Source organism: Reticulibacter mediterranei, assembly GCF_016587455.1.
Genome location: NZ_BNJK01000001.1, coordinates 5419743 through 5437525 on the forward strand (window position 1 = coordinate 5419743; position 17783 = coordinate 5437525).

General features: G+C 49.6%; 14 protein-coding genes and 1 pseudogene. 9 read left to right on the top strand and 6 right to left on the bottom strand.

Annotation, left to right across the window (positions count from 1 at the left end):
• The first annotated feature begins 20 nt into the window (after positions 1-20).
• Together K3T83_RS23300 and K3T83_RS23305 are read left to right on the top strand one after the other, a co-directional pair.
• A pseudogene (locus K3T83_RS23300) lies at positions 21-927 on the top strand (IS5 family transposase).
• A gap of 246 nt (positions 928-1173) precedes the next feature.
• A complete protein-coding gene (locus K3T83_RS23305) occupies positions 1174-1581 on the top strand; it encodes a DUF2267 domain-containing protein (protein ID WP_220205321.1) in 408 nt (135 codons plus the stop codon).
• 131 nt (positions 1582-1712) lie between these two features.
• Here K3T83_RS23305 and K3T83_RS23310 read toward each other — a convergent pair whose 3' ends face one another.
• From K3T83_RS23310 to K3T83_RS23330, 5 genes are all read right to left on the bottom strand, one after another.
• Positions 1713-2996: an MgtC/SapB family protein gene (locus tag K3T83_RS23310; protein WP_220205322.1), complete on the bottom strand. Its 1284-nt coding sequence runs from the start codon at positions 2994-2996 to the stop codon at positions 1713-1715.
• 311 nt (positions 2997-3307) lie between these two features.
• Complete coding sequence (locus K3T83_RS23315) at positions 3308-3847, bottom strand: phosphate-starvation-inducible PsiE family protein (RefSeq protein ID WP_220205323.1); 540 nt, start codon at positions 3845-3847, stop codon at positions 3308-3310.
• Positions 3848-4000: 153 nt separating this feature from the next.
• Positions 4001-4165, bottom strand: coding sequence for an MFS transporter (locus K3T83_RS57970; RefSeq protein ID WP_220205324.1), 165 nt, complete (start codon positions 4163-4165; stop codon positions 4001-4003).
• The gene (locus K3T83_RS23325; protein WP_220205325.1) at positions 4162-4443 is read right to left on the bottom strand and encodes a hypothetical protein; all 282 of its coding nucleotides are present in this window, start codon (positions 4441-4443) and stop codon (positions 4162-4164) included. Before K3T83_RS23325 ends, K3T83_RS57970 begins: the two co-directional genes overlap by 4 nt.
• Positions 4444-5711: 1268 nt before the next feature.
• A complete protein-coding gene (locus tag K3T83_RS23330; RefSeq protein WP_220205326.1) occupies positions 5712-6440 on the bottom strand; it encodes a pentapeptide repeat-containing protein in 729 nt (242 codons plus the stop codon).
• Positions 6441-6973: 533 nt separating this feature from the next.
• Between K3T83_RS23330 and K3T83_RS23335 the strand changes: the two genes are divergently transcribed.
• From K3T83_RS23335 to trxA, 3 genes are all read left to right on the top strand, one after another.
• Positions 6974-7417 (top strand): pentapeptide repeat-containing protein, encoded by a 444-nt coding sequence (locus K3T83_RS23335; protein WP_220205327.1) that lies wholly within the window; start codon positions 6974-6976, stop codon positions 7415-7417.
• A gap of 30 nt (positions 7418-7447) precedes the next feature.
• Entirely contained in the window at positions 7448-9103 is a 1656-nt protein-coding gene (locus tag K3T83_RS23340) for an FAD-dependent oxidoreductase (RefSeq protein WP_220205328.1), read from the top strand.
• 103 nt (positions 9104-9206) lie between these two features.
• Positions 9207-9572: a thioredoxin gene (gene trxA, locus K3T83_RS23345; RefSeq protein ID WP_220205329.1), complete on the top strand. Its 366-nt coding sequence runs from the start codon at positions 9207-9209 to the stop codon at positions 9570-9572.
• A 33-nt stretch (positions 9573-9605) separates the two neighbouring features.
• Here trxA and K3T83_RS23350 read toward each other — a convergent pair whose 3' ends face one another.
• Positions 9606-11597, bottom strand: coding sequence for a beta-alanine-activating enzyme beta-propeller domain-containing protein (locus K3T83_RS23350; RefSeq protein ID WP_220205330.1), 1992 nt, complete (start codon positions 11595-11597; stop codon positions 9606-9608).
• Between the two features lie 296 nt (positions 11598-11893).
• Here K3T83_RS23350 and K3T83_RS23355 point away from each other — a divergent pair, with 296 nt between their 5' ends.
• From K3T83_RS23355 to K3T83_RS23370, 4 genes are all read left to right on the top strand, one after another.
• The gene (locus K3T83_RS23355) at positions 11894-14998 is read left to right on the top strand and encodes a winged helix-turn-helix domain-containing protein (RefSeq protein WP_220205331.1); all 3105 of its coding nucleotides are present in this window, start codon (positions 11894-11896) and stop codon (positions 14996-14998) included.
• A gap of 331 nt (positions 14999-15329) precedes the next feature.
• Positions 15330-16238: a tyrosine-type recombinase/integrase gene (locus K3T83_RS23360; RefSeq protein WP_220205332.1), complete on the top strand. Its 909-nt coding sequence runs from the start codon at positions 15330-15332 to the stop codon at positions 16236-16238.
• Between the two features lie 597 nt (positions 16239-16835).
• A complete protein-coding gene (locus K3T83_RS23365; protein WP_220205333.1) occupies positions 16836-17558 on the top strand; it encodes a hypothetical protein in 723 nt (240 codons plus the stop codon).
• 1 nt (position 17559) lies between these two features.
• Positions 17560-17775 (top strand): hypothetical protein, encoded by a 216-nt coding sequence (locus K3T83_RS23370; RefSeq protein ID WP_220205334.1) that lies wholly within the window; start codon positions 17560-17562, stop codon positions 17773-17775.
• Positions 17776-17783: the final 8 nt, after the last annotated feature.

Consider the following 17783-nt stretch of genomic DNA (forward strand, 5'->3'; position numbering starts at 1 on the left):
CCAAGGAAGGTGGAGCGCTTATGGAAATCTATCCGTCGGATCTCACGGATGCTGAGTGGGAGATCCTCAAGCCACTCATCCCACCCGAGAAGCCGGGTGGGAGACCACGCCAAGCGGATATGCGAGCAGTACTGGGGGGATATTTTATGTGCTGCGAGCTGGGTGTGCTTGGCGCATGATCCCGCGTGACTATCCGCCAAAATCCACCGTGTATGCGTATTTTGCTCGCTTTCGCGATGAGGGAGTGTGGGAACAGATCATGACCACTTTACGCGAACGCTGCCGCTTGGAGGCAGGAAGGGAGGCCACACCTTCCGGCTGCATCATTGATAGTCAGTCGGTCAAAACGACTGATCGGGGCGGACCACATGGGTATGATGGTGGAAAGAAGCTCTCAGGCCGAAAGAGGCACTTGCTCGTCGATACGACCGGATTACTGCTCAAAGCTGTCGTTCATGAAGCCAACATCCAGGACCGGCAAGGCGTCCCGCTCTTGTTAGAGCCAATCAAGGGCATCTTTACTCGTCTGAAAAAAGTTTGGGTTGATCAGGGGTACACGGGCAAGGGGCGAAAGTGGATCGAGCAAGAAATGGGATGGGAAGTAGAGATGGTTCGTCATGTCTGGCGTGCCCGTGGAGAGTGGGTGCCGGCGTGCGAGATCTCTCGGACCTGCGAACGGTCTGGTTCACGTATGAGCGCATCAAACCTGAGCCAAAGAAGTTTCGAGGGGTGCTTCCGCGACGTTGGGTAGTGGAACGAACTTTTGCCTGGATAGGGAGGTATCGTCGGATGAGTAAGGATTATGAGTACTTAACGAGCAGCAGTGAAAGTATGGTGTGTCTGACGATGATTCGTCTGATGGTCAGGAGGCTCACTGATCCCCCTGAAACCGCCAGGGAGAACGCTCAACGGCGTCGAGCCGCTTGAGCAGCCTTCTTGGACACGCTCTAGTATTTTATCAAGTATTTACGTTGGAAATTACACTATAATAGAAACAGAAAATATTTTATTGTAGAAAATTTATTATAGATACTGCTTCCTGACTTACTGGTATCCATTGTCACGTTTTTCTTTCCTGAACGTATCCCTCTAAAGAGGAATCGTCTTACAAGCGCTCATAAAGTATTAAAGATGTAAGGGAAAGAAGAGCATAGAGAAAATGGAGAGAAGAGCATGAAGTACGAAGAATTTATTGAACAGGTACAAAAGCGTGCTCCTCTTGCTTCACAGGATGAAGCACGACGGGCTACACGGGCTACACTTGAAACGTTGGCAGAGTGTCTCTCAAAGGAGGAACGCCATGATGCAGCATCTCAACTACCGAGAGGACTCGCCATGTACCTGCAACAGCCGTTTCTCGGTCCAGAAAAGCAGCCATCCCCAAGTCGTAAGAAAGACTTTTCCCTTGACGATTTCTTTGAGCGTATGAGTATACGCGAAGACATGCCTAAAAACACGGCACGTGAACATGCTCGTGTAGTGATGAGCGTACTGAGTGATGCTTTGTCTTGTGGTGAACTTGAGGATATTCGTGCTGAGCTACCGATCGAGTTCTACTACGAGTTCTTTGAAAGGAAGTAGGGGAAAATACCCCTACTTCCTGGCGTCTTTTCGTTCAATCCAGACAATAAACTATTCCCTTATCTCCTAAAGTTGCTCCAAATGAACGACAGATATCTAGCAGCACAGGAGATAAGAAGCATGTCACAATGTTACCAGCCGAAAATGGCGACCCCTACAACGCTCAGAAGGCCGACGAGAACGATTGGTATGGTCGGCCACAAGATCTGGAGGCTTGGGCCCGGCTTGCGTGTGACGAACCAGAAGATGACAAAATTCTCCAGCAAGCCTACCAGTGTTGCCAGGAACATCGCAATCGCAGCACTTGAGCCTGCAATCTGTCCTCTATTGAGCTGTTGGCCTACCAACACCGAAGAAGATGCCGCGCTCGCCAATGCACCTACCACCGCTATGGCCAGAAAACCAATGGCTCCAAACAGGCGCTGTGCCACTCCGCTTATCACTGTTAATGAGAAGAACAGCATGCCAAAACCAAGCACTGAACGCATCTCTAGGGGAGACTTGAGCCGTTGTTTCTGCGGAGCTTCTTGCTCTAGTTGTTGAGGAGCCCTTTGCTCTGATCTTCTGGATCTCCAGATAGCAAAGAGTACCACAACCCCGGCTGCCAGCATCATCGGCACCAACACGATCACCGTCCCGATGCTGGCTTGAATGCCTCGTGGGAAGGAGAAGAGAACGACCAGTACCCAATTGCGTAGAATCATCGCCAAATCGGAGAGGATGACATTCGTTGGCGCTGTGGTGAGAGTACCTGGATCGTCTTTGGCCTCTTCTCCCAGCAGTGCCACCGTCGCCGCACTATTGACTAACCCACCCAGAAGCGCACTATAACGTATTCCGCGTGCGCCAAATTGCCGAAGCAGCGCATAGTTGATGAAGCTTAAAGCCGACACGATCATAACTGTCAGCCAGATCGAGCGTGGATTAAGCAGCCTCCAGGGATCAATAAACCGGTCGGGAAGCAGCGGATAGACAACCACTGTAATAAACCCAAGGAGTAATGTACTGCGGATCTCAGCGACTGTCAACTTGCTACTAAATGTGATGAACTCCTCTTTCCAGGAGAGCAGTGCCGTGACCACAAGCGCGCAGACGAATGCGAGAAAAAAATTTCCTGCCCCGATCACCATACCCACCACATTCGTAGCCGCCAGGGCCAGAGAAGTCGTGACCTCCGGGGAACGCTGGCTCCAGATGCCATAAACATTGACCAGAATCACAATCATCAGAATTATCCCGACTTGTACATATGCCAACGTCGGGGAGACTAACCAGCAGAGCGTTCCAAGCAATGTGGCGATGGCGAAACTTCTGATACCCGCTTCTTTATGTGCCCATGTACGTTCCAGTCCTACGAGCAAGCCAACGCATACTGATGCGGCAACTTTCGCCACCAGCAAGAAAGGAGGATCCATATGTACTCCTCAATAATGGAATTCTCTCCGACAACCGCTCCACATTTCTGAGAAATTGAGAGGATTGCTCTAGTGAAATCACTTGCCTTGAGATGAGAGAAAAACTGGACAAAACCTATATAGCCCTCACGTGATTACACGTATGAGAGTTTCTCCGAAACAGAGATTTGCATGTTCCGTAGAAAACATATAGAAACAAATGGAATATTTGACCACCTATTAGAGCATGATAGCCTCACCACAGGATCAGGGAGTACAGATTACTCTCGCTTTACCTGTTGAGGGTTCATCTTTTGAGAATCCTTTCTGACTTACTCTTCGACCTCGGACCATCTGCCAAGAAGTTTGAGCGTAATGCCCAAGGCGAGGATGACGAGAGCATCGATGCTCAACTCGATCATAGCATACGCAAAGTCAGTCGCACGTATGTTAAGACCTTCAACGGAGAGTCTGGCGCCAATCGAGAGGATGCTTCTTGTGGCAGAAATGATACCAATAAAGAGAAATGGCCGTACAGATGTTACATGTACCCGCAAATAATGAAGCACAGTGCCAAGCATTTCCATAATAATAAGAACAAGCAGGAGACCAGAAACAGCTTCAATAATAGCTTGTGCTGCACGTACTGGTTGCTGACCCACTGAGAACGCGCCGAGTCTAATAACTGAGACGCTAAAACCCCAGAAAGTATAGATGAGCACCAGGATAGCTGCAAGAAAGAAGCAAATGCCAACGATGGCATAAATGAAACTATCTACCTGCTCTAGAAAGCGACCTAAGTAGAGAGTGAAACAGCCTCCTGGCTCGTGAGCACGGCGGGTATGATGGGTGTTCGTTGGATATTCTGCCATAAGTAGGTTCCCTTTATCACTCCAGAGGGATACCAGTCACAGCACTTACTACATTCGCAGATCGAACATTTGCTGGTGGCATCTATTGATTAGAAGCAGGCGATGCATGGATACACCTGCTTCTATGCTCTCTCAATCATGCTTACAACTTGGTCAGCCTCGTCGAAGCCGGCCATGTATCATTAACCATCGAGGGCTTTCAGGCAGATAACGCTGTACAAGCAGAATGGCCAGTCCCAGAATAGCCCCCAACCCAAACACCAGTCGCCAACCAACGTCTACTGGAAAAAGATGAGGATGAAGCAGGACGGTCGTCAAGGTGGCACCAACAGCCGTACCAACTCACCAGGTGCCGTTGATTGCCAGATCTGTCCCGCCACGTGTCCGCCCCAGGATGAGCTCGTCAATAACAGGTTAATGGCGGCATATTCCCCACCAATGCCCATATTTGACGATGCACAATCGCTTTTTCCTGTCTTAGGATGGATAGCATCTCTTGTTATCCCTTTGACTGCTGTTCCAACGCAAGCAAGGTAGACAAATGACCACCGATTACGGCGTAGAAAAAAGGACCTACGCGGCTGTTGCCTTGTCACTGCTCTTCTAGGGCTACGTGACGTAGCAAACCATGACTTCGTGCCATCAGGTGCTTTATCAAGGGGCAATTTCACTCGGACATCGAGATTGTTTTCCAGCATTGAGTATAGTTGATAGTTAGGAGATAGTCAAGTATTTATAATGTACTGTGTATTATTACTGGAAATAAAAAGATATTTTGTATCGAGATGGGTTGCTAACTATCAACTATACTCAATGCTGGAAAGATATGTCAATAAGTGTTGTAACAACCAGAGAGCCTTCTTTTTAAAAAATAAGCTCTCTGTTTGATGAAAAGGGAAAAGAGGTTTAATGGCACGCCGTAACCGTGTGGAAAACAGTGATTACGGTGTCCCATTTTCTTCGTAAAGATCAAAAGAAGCGACTACGCCTTGCCAAAAAGCTGGCCCCAACAACAAGAGGATTCATATGCATTGACTCTTCTTTGCACTCTTTGGAAAAGGAAAAAGCACCTGAACCTTGCTGCCCAGGTGCTTTCTTTCTCCCCGTTTCAGTTATTCTCCCTCACCAACTCTCATAACCCCCTGCTCTGGCCATTTCGGTGGCAACTCATGGCAAGGCCGTCGATTGAGCTCCCTACACAGAGGAACACGCCCGGTTCATTCGCCTGAACCTCTGATGGCTATTTGAGAGGCTGTTCTGATCGTGTGGAAGGGACGGAGATCTTTACTAAAAACCCTCTGGATATTTGGGTGAGGGACATGAGGATGCTCACTACAGAAGTATATTCCAGCCTTGACGCACCAATCATGAAAAAGGAGATGATTCGTGATGAAAGATGAGATGCTGGATAAGTACTCTTCTGGCAAGTTAGAGGATATGCTCAGTTTTATTAAGGAGGGATATAAACTATCCGTGGCTGGAGTATAGTACCACAGCAGTCGATATAGAATGCAGGTTCCTCCCCTGAGTACTCTAGTAGGTAAATCGCGCAGTCAGATGCATCTATGAGGAGATATGCCGGAGAGCGCAACAGTGTTGGAGCAATCTTCTCAAATATTTCAATGATGCGAGATACCGTGCATCCTTGCGTTGTGATCCCCGATTGCAGTTTCACGTTGTATCGCTTCAGCACAGCTTCATTAATATCTACTTTGTGACGTGGATATCTGCTGTCAAGAGCAAGTAGACACACTTGAAGGATATCGTTGAGATACATTGTTTTCCTCCTCACGACCCCTACAAAACCGTATTGTCAACATCATCAATTATGCGAGGAGAACGGGAATTATTGCCTCATGTCTTGTCAGGTGTTCCACTGTACTCCAAGAGCACGGAGAAGTTCTTCTTTACTTTCGGCAGCAATGAGTGTTCCAATGAGAGAAGCACCACCTAGATCGGCCTCAACGAGGTGGGCACCGCTTAGGTTCGCCTCTCGGAGATCAGCATTGACGAGGTGAACCCCGCTCAAGTCAGCTCCGCTCAGGTTGGTTCCGCGAAGATTGGCCCGCTCCAGATGTGCCTTGAAAAGGATAGTCTCGCTCAGGTTCGCCTCGCCCAGATCAGCATTAAGAAGTTCAGCGCCGCTCAAATTCGCCTCAGCGAAATTAGCATTGTTGAGGCGAGCATCACTCAGATTGGCTTCTTCCAGATAGGCACCGCTTAGATTCGCCTCGCTTAGATTCGCCTCGCTCAAATTGGCTCGTCCCAGATCAGCTTTGAGGAAGAATGCCCCACTCAGATTAGCTCCGCTCAGGTCGGATTCATTGAGGTGAGTATCACGGAAATGAGCCATACTCAGATCAGCACCGCTCAGATTCACATGAGAGAGAAAGGCTCCACTCAAGTCAGCACCTCTCAAATCAGCACCCCTCAGATCTGTTCGCTCCAAATGAGCATCAGCGAGGTTCATCTCACTCAAATCAATTCCCTGTAAATTCTGACCACTCACATCTAGCTTGTTACCTTCCCCAACCGCCTGAATACGTAGCTCAATATCTGCTCTAGTCAGGGGTCTATTTTCTCCGTCAAGCATATGCATCTTCTCTCCTTCATGGCTTACGAAAACTTGTAGGGCTTCCTTCCTCATTCACCAAACATTCCAGACTCATTCAGAAAGGCGAAATTCGTTCCCTCTTTCCTTGCCATTATATTACTACTAAACCTGCTTATCTTCATGGTATCGAGTATACATTACGATCCTCTCCAGATCAAATTATTTATGTCATCAATACATTATTTGTATGAACAAAAATATAATTTATATCGAATCTTTGATCATTTCACTGACAGAAGCATATAGTCTAAGACACAAAGATACGATTCAGGTGCCGCCTTTAACGACCTGTATGTAGCGAGACTTTGCCTTCTGTGACCAGGAATGCCCCCTCCTACTGAAGTGGCACAATTGAGAAGAGACACGAAAGGTCCAATTAGTAAATTTTTGCACAGAAATATTATTTTCTTTCACATTTATAATACAATTTATAAACATGATTACTTGACAATATGCGAGACGAAAACTATACTTTGTGCAAGGTGGAAGCTGCATCAATAGGAGATGAGTACATGGCTGATCAGCAGATACTCGAATTCATCAGACAGCAACTCTTTGAGAGATGGAATGAGTTCAGGCAAGAACATTCTGAGGAAGCTATTGACTTGAGTCAAGCGGATTTAAGTGAAACGAATCTTGGTAAAATGAATCTCATCCGAGCGGATCTACGCGGGACTAATCTGAGGAGCGCGGACCTCTGGGAAGCAACTTTAACAGGTGCATACCTGATGGAAGCAAACCTCAGTAATGCGAACTTAGTGCAAGCCAACTTGAGCTATGCCGATCTGAGCAGGGCTGATCTTCGCGATGCTGTCCTTCGTGGTGCAAATCTCGTAGGCGCTCTCCTGAAAGACGCCAATTTGAAGGGGGCTGATCTCTGCGGAGCGAATCTAAAAGATGCCATCGTCACTTCCGCTCAACTCAGTCAGGCGCAACCTCTAGATGAATGCCTCTAGCAAAAGTTCTACGCTACAGGGAAAGAGCAAATGATAAAACCAGCCATAGTTCTCGTCGACGCTTTCCCAGAAGAACTACACAAGCTCAAGAACGACCTGAAACCGATGTACAGCGACCGCTATCGGATCATCGAAGCCTATTCGGGACAGCAAGCGCTAACTCAGTTGCAACAAATAAGCCTGCACAATGAGCTAGTGGCACTCTTACTTGTCAATGAGCAGATGACCGAGATGGATGGGACTGAGTTTCTAAAAGAGGCGCGAGAGCTGTACCCACAGGCCCGACGAATCTTGTTGACCTCCTATACAGACACACATACAGCTATCCAGGCCATCAAGAGCGGTCTCATTGATTATCACCTGATGAAGCCCTGGGAGCCTCCACAAGAGCGCCTTTATCCCGTATTGGACGATTTGCTGACAAGTTGGTCTACCACGTACCATCCACCTCTGGAAACGCTACGGATCATCGGCCATCGCTGGTCTCCCAGGCTGCACGAAATCCTAGACTTTCTGGCACGCAATCAGGTTCCCTATCAGTGGTTGGACATTGAGAATAGCAAAGAGGCAACCAGCTTGTTAGGACAGATGCATTTGGCCGATGAGACAAGGCCAGTCGTTATCTTCCCCGATGGTTCTTATCTGTTGAATCCCAGGGAGATCCAAATTGCAGAGAAGATCAACCTCAAAACGCACGCGGAAAAGCCGTTTTATGACCTGATCATTATCGGCTCTGGCCCGGCAGGACTTGCGGCGGGAGTCTATGGCGCTTCTGAAGGGCTACACACTTTGCTCGTGGAACAGAAGGCTCCCGGCGGACAGGCGGGAACCAGTTCTCGCATTGAGAACTATCTGGGTTTTCCGGCAGGGTTGAGCGGGGGAGAGCTGGCGCGCCGTGCTGTCCTGCAAACACAGCGTTTTGGTGCGGAGATTGTCACTCCGCAAAAGGTGGTGGGGGTCAAGGTAGATGGTCAGTATCGTTGTGTTGAGATGGAGGACAGCTCGGAACTTCGCTGCCATGCCCTCCTACTTGCTTGCGGTGTCTCTTACTGTCGGCTAGAGGTGCCAGGCATAGATGCTCTGACTGGTGCCGGCGTCTATTATGGTTCCTCAATCGCCGAAGCAATATCCTGCAGCAACGAGCAGGTATCTATTGTGGGAGGAGGGAACTCTGCTGGTCAGGCAGCCATCTATTTTGCGAAATATGCTCGCCAAGTAACGATGCTGGTGCGTGACGAGTCACTCGAAAAAGACATGTCCAAATACCTCATCGATCAGATAGAGCATACAGTCAATATCGAGATCAAGACCTGCACCCGCGTCGTGGCTGTACAAGGCCGGAACCATCTAGAAAGCATTACAATTGTCAATGACAAAACACATGAGGAGCAGGCGCTTCCGGCGACCGCACTCTTCATTTTTATTGGCACAGAACCACACACGGAGTGGCTGAACGGCGTGGTGGAGAACGACGAGAAAGGCTTCGTCCTCACAGGCTCCGACCTGATGCATCAGGGACAGTTACAAGTCGGTTGGTCACTTGACCGCGAGCCTTTCTTTCTGGAAACCAACGTTCCGGGTATCTTCGCTGCTGGAGATGTGCGACATGGTTCTATCAAACGCGTTGCCTCCAGCGTTGGAGAAGGGGCAATGGCCGTCCAGCTCATCCATAGATACCTGGGCTAAATCAGCCCACATATCCTTTTGCGTTTTCAGGGCGCTTGTAGTGAGATAAGAGTATGGAGAATAGTCCAGGTGAGATAGAGAGAAAGTGAGATGAGAGACCATTATGGATATACATACCAACCTGTTCCACGTGAATTTTCATGATTTTGAGCAGAAGGTGATCAAATCCCCAATTCCGGTCATCGTGGATTTCTGGGCGGCATGGTGTGGTCCTTGCCGCGCCATTGCTCCCGTCTTCGAGCGTTTGAGCGATGAGTATAAAGGGCGGCTGGCATTCGCTAAGATGGATATTGATGCGAGCCAGGAGAATAGCCGTCTGGCCTCTGACCTGGGTATTCAGGCTATTCCTACTTTGATGATCTTCAAAGACGGTCAGATGATTGCTCGGCTGATGGGACCACACCCAGCTCGTTTAAAGGATGAGATTAACAGAGCATTGACCAACAATGGTATCGCAGCTAGTTCATAATGAATGGAAAATTCGCTTCAAAGTGCTGAAATCTTATTGCTGTTTTGCTGCGGAAGAGATAGATATCAGGCTGAATGCGTATAAACTACGGTCATTCGAGCCTATATAGATAACACCATTAGCCACTGTAGGAGAGGAGACGATAGGGCCGCCTGTGGTATAGCTCCAGAGCTTTTCGCCGGTCTGAGTGTTCAGTGCGTAAAAGGTATGATCCTGTGAGCCAACGTAGACGACATCATCTGCTACAGTTGGCGAGGAGTCTACAACTCCGCCAGTGGTGTAATCCCAATATGCTTTCCCTGTTTTTGCATCCAGGGCATACAATCGGTGGTCATGCGAGCCGACATAGACGATGCCGTTGACGACGCAGGGTGTGGAGTCGATACTATCGCCAGCCTGATAAGTCCATAACCGCTCACCAGCCCTGGCATCCAGGGCATAGAGAAGATGGTCGCGTGAGCCGACATAGATGATTCCCTCTGCTATTGCGGGCGAAGATTGGATAGCACCTCCCGTCTCATAATGCCAGCGCTCGGTTCCATCAAACATGTCCAGGGCATACAGTTGGCGGTCATATGAGCCAACATAGACAGTCCTTTCGGAAACGGCTGGCGAGGAGTCGATAGGACCACCAGTAACGAAGCTCCACAGTAGCTCGCCTGTGTTCATATCAAACGCATAGAAGGTGTGATCTTGCGATCCGACGAAGACTGTCCCCTGGGCCACTGTTGGCGAGGAGAAGATACTCCCCTCGGTTCTACTGCTCCACAATCTGGCTCCTGTACTGGCTGCAAGAGCATAGAGCCTGTAATCCTTCGAGCCAACATAAACCACCCCATCGACAACGCTGGGTGAAGAGAAAACGCTCCCCTCAGTGAGGTAGTGCCAGAGTTCATCCCCGGTAAGCTCGTCAAGCGCATACACATGATGATCGAGCGAGCCGACGTAGACGAGATCACCAGACACGGCTGCTGCCGCTTCGATACTCCCTTTTGTTGTATAGCTCCAGAGCAGATCACTGCTGAAGGCATAGATCGTTCCATCCTGTGAACAGACAGAGAGTATCCCCTCAGCAATTGCCGGGGAAGAGACAATTGCCCCATTTGTTGTATAGTTCCAGAGCAGATTGCCTGTGATGGCTGAAAAGGCATAGATAGTGCGATCCTGCGATCCTATGTAGATTACTTCATCGGCAACTAAGGCTGATGAAGTGATGGCCCCTCGGGTTTTGCTGCTCCACCGCTGGTTTCCCGTCTGAGCATAGATTGCATGCAATGTGCCATCGTGTGAGCCAACATAGACCGTCTCCAGAGCCTCGACAGGGGAAGAGAGGATGATATCGCTGGCTTGGTAACTCCAGAGCTTTTTACCAGTTTCTGTATCCAGCGCATAGAGCCGATGATCCTGCGAACCAACATAAACCACACCATTGGCGACAGCCGGGGAAGCGCTGATACTTCCCTCTGTGGTGTAGTTCCACACTAGTTCGCCGGTTGCACCGTCAAGAGCGTAAAGGGTGTGGTCCCAGGAGCTGAGGTAGACCACGCCATCAGCAACGACTGGCGCGGATTGAATACGGCCATCTGTAGCGAAACTCCAAAGAGGATCGCCGGTCGCGGCGTCCAGGGCGTAGAGAGTGTGATCTTCGGAACCGAGATACACTATGTTATCAGCGACAGCGGGAAACGTCTCGCTAGCATTACCTGTGTGATAGCTCCACAGCAAAGCGCCAGTCCTGGCTTCAAGAGCATAGAGCGTATGATCGTGCGAGCTAACATAGAGAACATCGTCAGCATATGCTGGCGTCGAGGAAATGGCCGCTTCGGCCGTATAGCGCCAGATCAGCTTGCCGCTCCTGACTTCAAGAACACTCACTGTATGATCTTCTGAGCTGATAGAGATGATCCCATCAATGGCTAGCGGTGAAGACGTGATGGCGTCATCGGTTGTATAGGTCCAGGCCTTTCTCAAACCTGGCACATTTGCAGGATAAATTACCTGACTGGTAGGGATGTTCTGTGCCATCCTGGTCTCCTTTATGGTAATGATATAAAGATGAGAAAAACCTGACAATACCTCTCTAGCCTTCACGTGATTGCAAGCATAAGAGTTTCTTTGTAAACAAGCCTCACGTACAATATTTATAGAAATATATAGTTCCTGGAAAAAGAATGGAAATGCTTGACCATCTATGAGAGCGTGACATATACTTTCATGAAAGTGCAGACCAGGGCCTTCAGTAATGTCAGAAAGTGTTGCTTGACTCACAAACGAACAGAGGCGTTATCTTAGAAAAAGGAAGAAACAACAAGGAATGGGTGATGGAGAAATTTGCCAGATACAGCGTGGTCTGGTATACATCGACAGCAAGCTATCAGATCAGCAACCAGAGGGCTGCCCCAACACCAGTAAATGACGAGAGCAGCGCATGGTATAAGTGGCTAGAGCGTATATCATCCTTCGCCTTCCAGGGCAGAGATGGCCGCCACCTCTCGGTACTTAAAGAGCACCGAGGGCGCCGATGCACCTACTGGACCGCCTACCGCAGTATCTGTGGCAAACTCAAGCGGAAGTACCTGGGCGTATCAACCCGAGTCACCCTCGCGCGATTGGAGCAGGTGTCAGCCGCTCTGACTGAGAGTACGCCAGCAATCACTCCTGCTGAAGCGCACCATGATCAGCACAGGCCACCCCAGCAAGACTCCCTTGTGTCAACCAGGTTCCATGCGCCAGTTCCTTCGCATGTGCTCATCTCGCGCCCTCATCTTATACTACTGCTCAATCAGAGCTTTCACCATCCTCTCATCCTAATCTCAGCACCAGCAGGCTTTGGCAAAACTACCCTGGCCTCAGTCTGGGTGCATTCGCTGCCCAATGATCAAATCCAGGTTGCCTGGATCTCCCTGGATCGGGAAGACAACGATCCAGTTCAGTTCTGGATCACAATACTCACAGCTTTGGAGGAAGGAACGCATAGCTCCTTTCACCAGCTACTGGAACTCTTGCATGCTCGACCTGCTCCCCCACTCGAACACATACTCACCCTGCTCGCCAATCGTTTTGGGGACACAACACGTCCCTGGCTGCTTCTCCTGGACGATTATCAGGTGATCAGCGATTCCAGTATCCATAACCAGCTTTCGTATCTGTTGGAACATCAGCCTCCGAATGTGCATCTCCTGTTGCTCTCGCGCAACGAGCCACCGCTCTCTCTCGCTCGACTCCGGGCAAATGGACTGCTTCTAGAAGTGCGGGAGGAGCAGTTGCGCGCGACAGTGGAGGAGACCAGGGTATTCCTCACAGAGGTGACAAGTATGAGACCCCCTGATGAGGTAATCGAGGAGCTTGCTTGGCACATCGAGGGGTGGTGGGTTGGCTTGCGACTCCTAGGTTTCTTGCTCCAGCGATGTACTGATCCAACTGGCATGGTCACAGAGATCCGTGGGGGCCAGCGCGACATCATGGACTATCTGGTCGAGGAGGTACTTCGACAACAGTCTGCCCCCATGCAAAGGTTTCTACTACGCACCTCTATTTTGGAACAACTCTGCTCCCCCCTTTGCAATGCAGTGACCGGAGAGCCGGACGCTCAACAGAAGCTTGTAGCGCTGGAGCGCGCCAATATATTTGTGAAACCGTTGGATGAGCATCGTCAATGGTATCGTTACCATACCTTCTTTGCTGAGGCGTTGCGCTCCCAATTGGCACTGCAACATGCGGATGAAATAGATGTCCTGCATGTGAGAGCCTGCTCCTGGTACGCCGAACAGGGCAACACGTTTGAGGCGATACGGCATGCACTGCTGGCTCACGCCTGGCAACTGGCCGCCGATCTAATTGAGCAAGTGCCCCATTGGTTCATGTGGAATGAAGGAGAGAACCACGCAGGGCAGCTACGTCAGTGGTTGAATCAGCTCCCGGCAGTTGTCCTGCGTACCCATCCCCAACTGTGTCTGATCTATGCGCAGGCGCTCCATTTTGTGGCCCCACACGCCACTACCGAATATTGGTTACAGGCTGCCGAGATGGGACTGCTTACATCCCTGGCTCAGACGGACAAAACCTCGGCCTCGTGCAAAACACAAGAGAACCTGCTAGGCGAGATTGCCACGTTCCGGGCAGTGCAGGCCATCTATCAATTCGGCGATGCCCAGACAGGTCTAGCTCTCTGCCAACAAGCTCGCACGCTGTTCTCTCCGGAGAATCTCCCTCTTCAATCAGAAGCCTTGCTGGTACAGGCGATAGCCCATTTTGCAAACGGTGAAATGAAGGGAGCGTATCGCAGTGCGTTGCAGGCAGAGCAGCTCGCACAGGAGGCACATCTTATTCCAGGAGCCGTCTTCTCTTTGAGCATTGCAGGTAGATGCCTCATAGTGGCTGGGCATCTCTACGAGGCATGGGAAATGCTGGAGCGAGCAGTTCATCTGGCAAACATGCGAGAAGAAGGTCCACTCCCGAGAATGGATCTGATTTATGCCTTACAAGCGGAGATCTTGCAGGAATGGAACCGCCTGGATGAGGCTCTTGCGCTCATCACACAGGCGATCGAGCTTGCCGAACAACTGGGAACTTCTGCAACATCGATTGTCATCTACACGATGTTGGCTCGTGTTGCGCTTTCGCGTGGGCAACTGGAGGTGGCTCGTAGCGCCCTCAAGCATATAGAAGCTCTCAAGAAGGGATCAAACAATCCGCTGCTCTATTCCTTCCACACAGCCGTGACGCAGATGCAGTTCTGGTTGGTAGAGAGAGATCTGACGCATGCGACCACCTGGGCCGAGGCTCTACTTGAGCATAAACGAAGTTGCGCAGCAATAGTGCGGGAACGGGAGGAGATGGCACTCGTACATCTGTTGGTGGCACAAGATCGGCCCAAAGAGGCGCTTACATGCTTGATACCACTCTTAGAACACGCTGAACAACAAGAACGATGGAGTCATGTTCTCGAACTGTTGCTCTTGCAAACGAAAACGTATGAACTGCTCGGTGAAGAACGGGAGGCGCTGATCCTCCTCTCGTACGCGGTGCAGATGGCCGAGCCCGAAGGCTACGTTCGCCTCTTCGCGGATGAAGGTTCTCTATTCACACTTCTTAGATGCCTCTGGGAGCGAGAACACAAGCTGGGGCCAACTCCCTACCTGGACACGCTGTTGGCAGCCTTTTCGACATGTGAGCAGGCAGAGCAGCTTCCCACGCAATCGCGACGACCTGAAACGTTGACCCAATTAAGTAATCGCGAAATGGAGGTACTTCAGTCGCTTTCACATGGTGCCTCGAACCAAGAAATTGCGGAGAATCTGGTAATCACCATCGAGACCGTCAAACGACATCTGGGCAAGATTTTCAGGAAATTGCAGGTACATAACCGTACACAAGCAGTGGTGCGGTCGCGCATGCTTGGCTTGCTCACCAAAGAAACATTTTGAAGCATCCCTCGGCACTGGTCTATGCTTCTCACTTCCATATGGAACAACAAGCAACCATCCAGATAAATACACACCTGCCCTCACCCAAGGACGCCATTTGATTGCGCGTCTCAGAATCGACAAGAACAGCAACATGCTCCCATCCTTTAGCACAATGCCACTTCTGAGGCATGACTTCTCTGGCTCACAATCCTATACTCTTTCTGCGAGGAGGGAAAGGTAAGTGATGAAGTTATTCTTCATTTTTTCAAGGATGGAGAGAAGCACGTGCTAGCTTTCAGAATATACAACGGTAAAACTAGCACTACAAGTATTCAATGGAGAAACGATCATGACTGTTTCAGAAAAGAATATCCTTGATAACTCTTATGCCCTGATCGGCGAGTACAAACAGTTTCTCACAGGCAAAGCCGAGGGAACAACAGATGCCTATCTACGAACAGTGCGACATCTGATTGGATGGATTATGGCGCGATCTGACCATACAGGACCATTCCAACCATCGCAGTTGACGCAGATCCTCGTCGAACAATACCTGATCCATTTAGAACAGGAAGGATTGAGTCTGCATCACCGGGCACGGGTCAAATCGACCATTAGCAATTTTGCTCAGTTTTTGATTGAGGAGAAGGCGCTGCTGCAACGCAATCCGACTCGTGGGATTAATCTTCCTCCTGTGCCGCTACAGGCTCCTGGCAAGCTCTCTGGAGAGCAGCGCTCTCTACTACGCTGGCTGATAAAACAAGGAGGGGATCGACGCGGGGCCGCCCTTTTTGCGCTAGGGTACTGGGCTGGCTGTCGTGTAAGTGAAATCTCCTGGTTACGAATAGATGATATTTATCTAGGTCCACAAGAGGGATGGTTGCATATAGGTGAGAAGGGGAGCAGGGGACGTGATATCGATCTGATAGACCGAGTCCGCCGACCGCTTTATGCGTACTTGCAAGCAACCCATAACACCACACGAACCTACGTCTTCACATCACAGCGCAGTGAGCGGTTCACGGAAGAAGGGATCTACTATTGGTTCCGTACACTCAAGAAGCAAGCTCCAGAGGATCAACAGGACGTAATTGCCGATCTCAATTTCCATGACTTGCGATCCGACTTTTCCTATCGGCTTCGTCTGGCAGGCTGTTCACAGGAAGAAGTAACCTACTATCTGGGGCAGACCATCATAGGTTCTCCTCAATTCAATCGGGAGCAGGTCAAAGAGAAGCTCAAGAGTATTAAAGGGTAGCATGCAAAATGAACAATAACAATTAGCACGATGAGGTGGGAAGTAATCTTGCTCCGAAAATATCGGGACCAGATAACTCCAAGTTTTGGGAGAAGCTCAAGATTAGCCTGCAATTTCTTGAGGATTTACGTCCTTAGCATATCATGCAATTTTTACAGCATTACAAGAAATCATCATGCAACAAAATTCTATAGAGAATATATTTTCGTTTAGTAATATAAAAACAAAAACATTATAAATACTTGACAAAAATACTGTCCGCGATATACTCTTGGTACAGAAAGATGGATAGGCATGTCGGTAACAAACGAGCGGTCTGTTGGCATGAACTTTGTATGTATAGTAATCAGCACCAATTCACAGAGTATATTGTTGTCCTAGTTGGCGGCCTCAATTGGAATACCAACCTGAAGTGATGTGACTTCTAGAAAGTGAGCATTATGTGGTGGGGGATTAGCTTGGAGCAAAGAAGTTTTTCTCCTCCTATTGGCGTGAACTTGCTGTCCAAATTGTTTTCAAGTGAGGCCCAATTCCAATCCTGGCGACCACGTGGTCGCCAGGATTGGAATTGGGCCTTTTACAAGAGAAGAGAAAGAGATGCCAAAAAGACACCAACGATGGCCAGCGAAAAAGGTGGCTGGTCGTAATAATCCAGACAAGAGCACCGCTATTACCACGGGCACCTATAAGAAACCTGAAACCTACCAGGAGCAAGCAAGAAGGCATGAAAATCCTGGAGCACTCCCGCAGAAAGCCAAAGCACCCCCAAGCAGAGATCTGCGTATGAGGCAAACGCACGAGGCAGATTCGCAAGAGCGCATCCAGGAACCGGAGCCGCGCAGTGGCAGCGACTCGAATGCCAGGAAGCCTCGTAAAAGCTCTGAAGTACACGAGAGCGATGAAACCAGGAGACAGCCGCAGCCTCATCCAAAGGGCTATGACCTGGAACATGACTACCAACATGATCTTGAGGCAGCTCATCGCCCGGCGGAAGATGGTGGCCTGGGTACACCGTATGTTGTCGGCGAGGGGTTCTCAGCCTATGACTTCAAAGAGCTTCATCGCATACTAGCTGATTTTACCGACGATGAATTGAAACGCCTTGAGATTGTTCCCACAGGAACGCGTCTGGAACAGGGATCGAGATATCTCGATCTTCTCCATCGAGAGCGAGGCACATTTGTGGCGCTGGCCGATATGGTTGCGGAACCAGATCACTACTATGTGGCGAAGAAAGAGACCGACTATATACTCTGGAACCGCCTCAATTTAGTGACAAATCCCGCTCGCCTGGATGAGTCTGAAATACCAGGAGGATAGGATGAGCATCTCGAAAAGCAATGCTGACAAATGCAAACGATTGCGTAAGCTGCACACTCAACTCGTCGAGGAACTGAGGGTATTAAAAGAAGAACTCCGAGAAGAGGAAGGAGAGGGATTTGAAAACCCTATTGAAACAGTCAATATCATAAAAAGCCTCCAGCAGGCGCGTGGTACAATCGAACAGGAGTTACAAAAGTGTCCCCCTGAAGACTAGCATTTTGT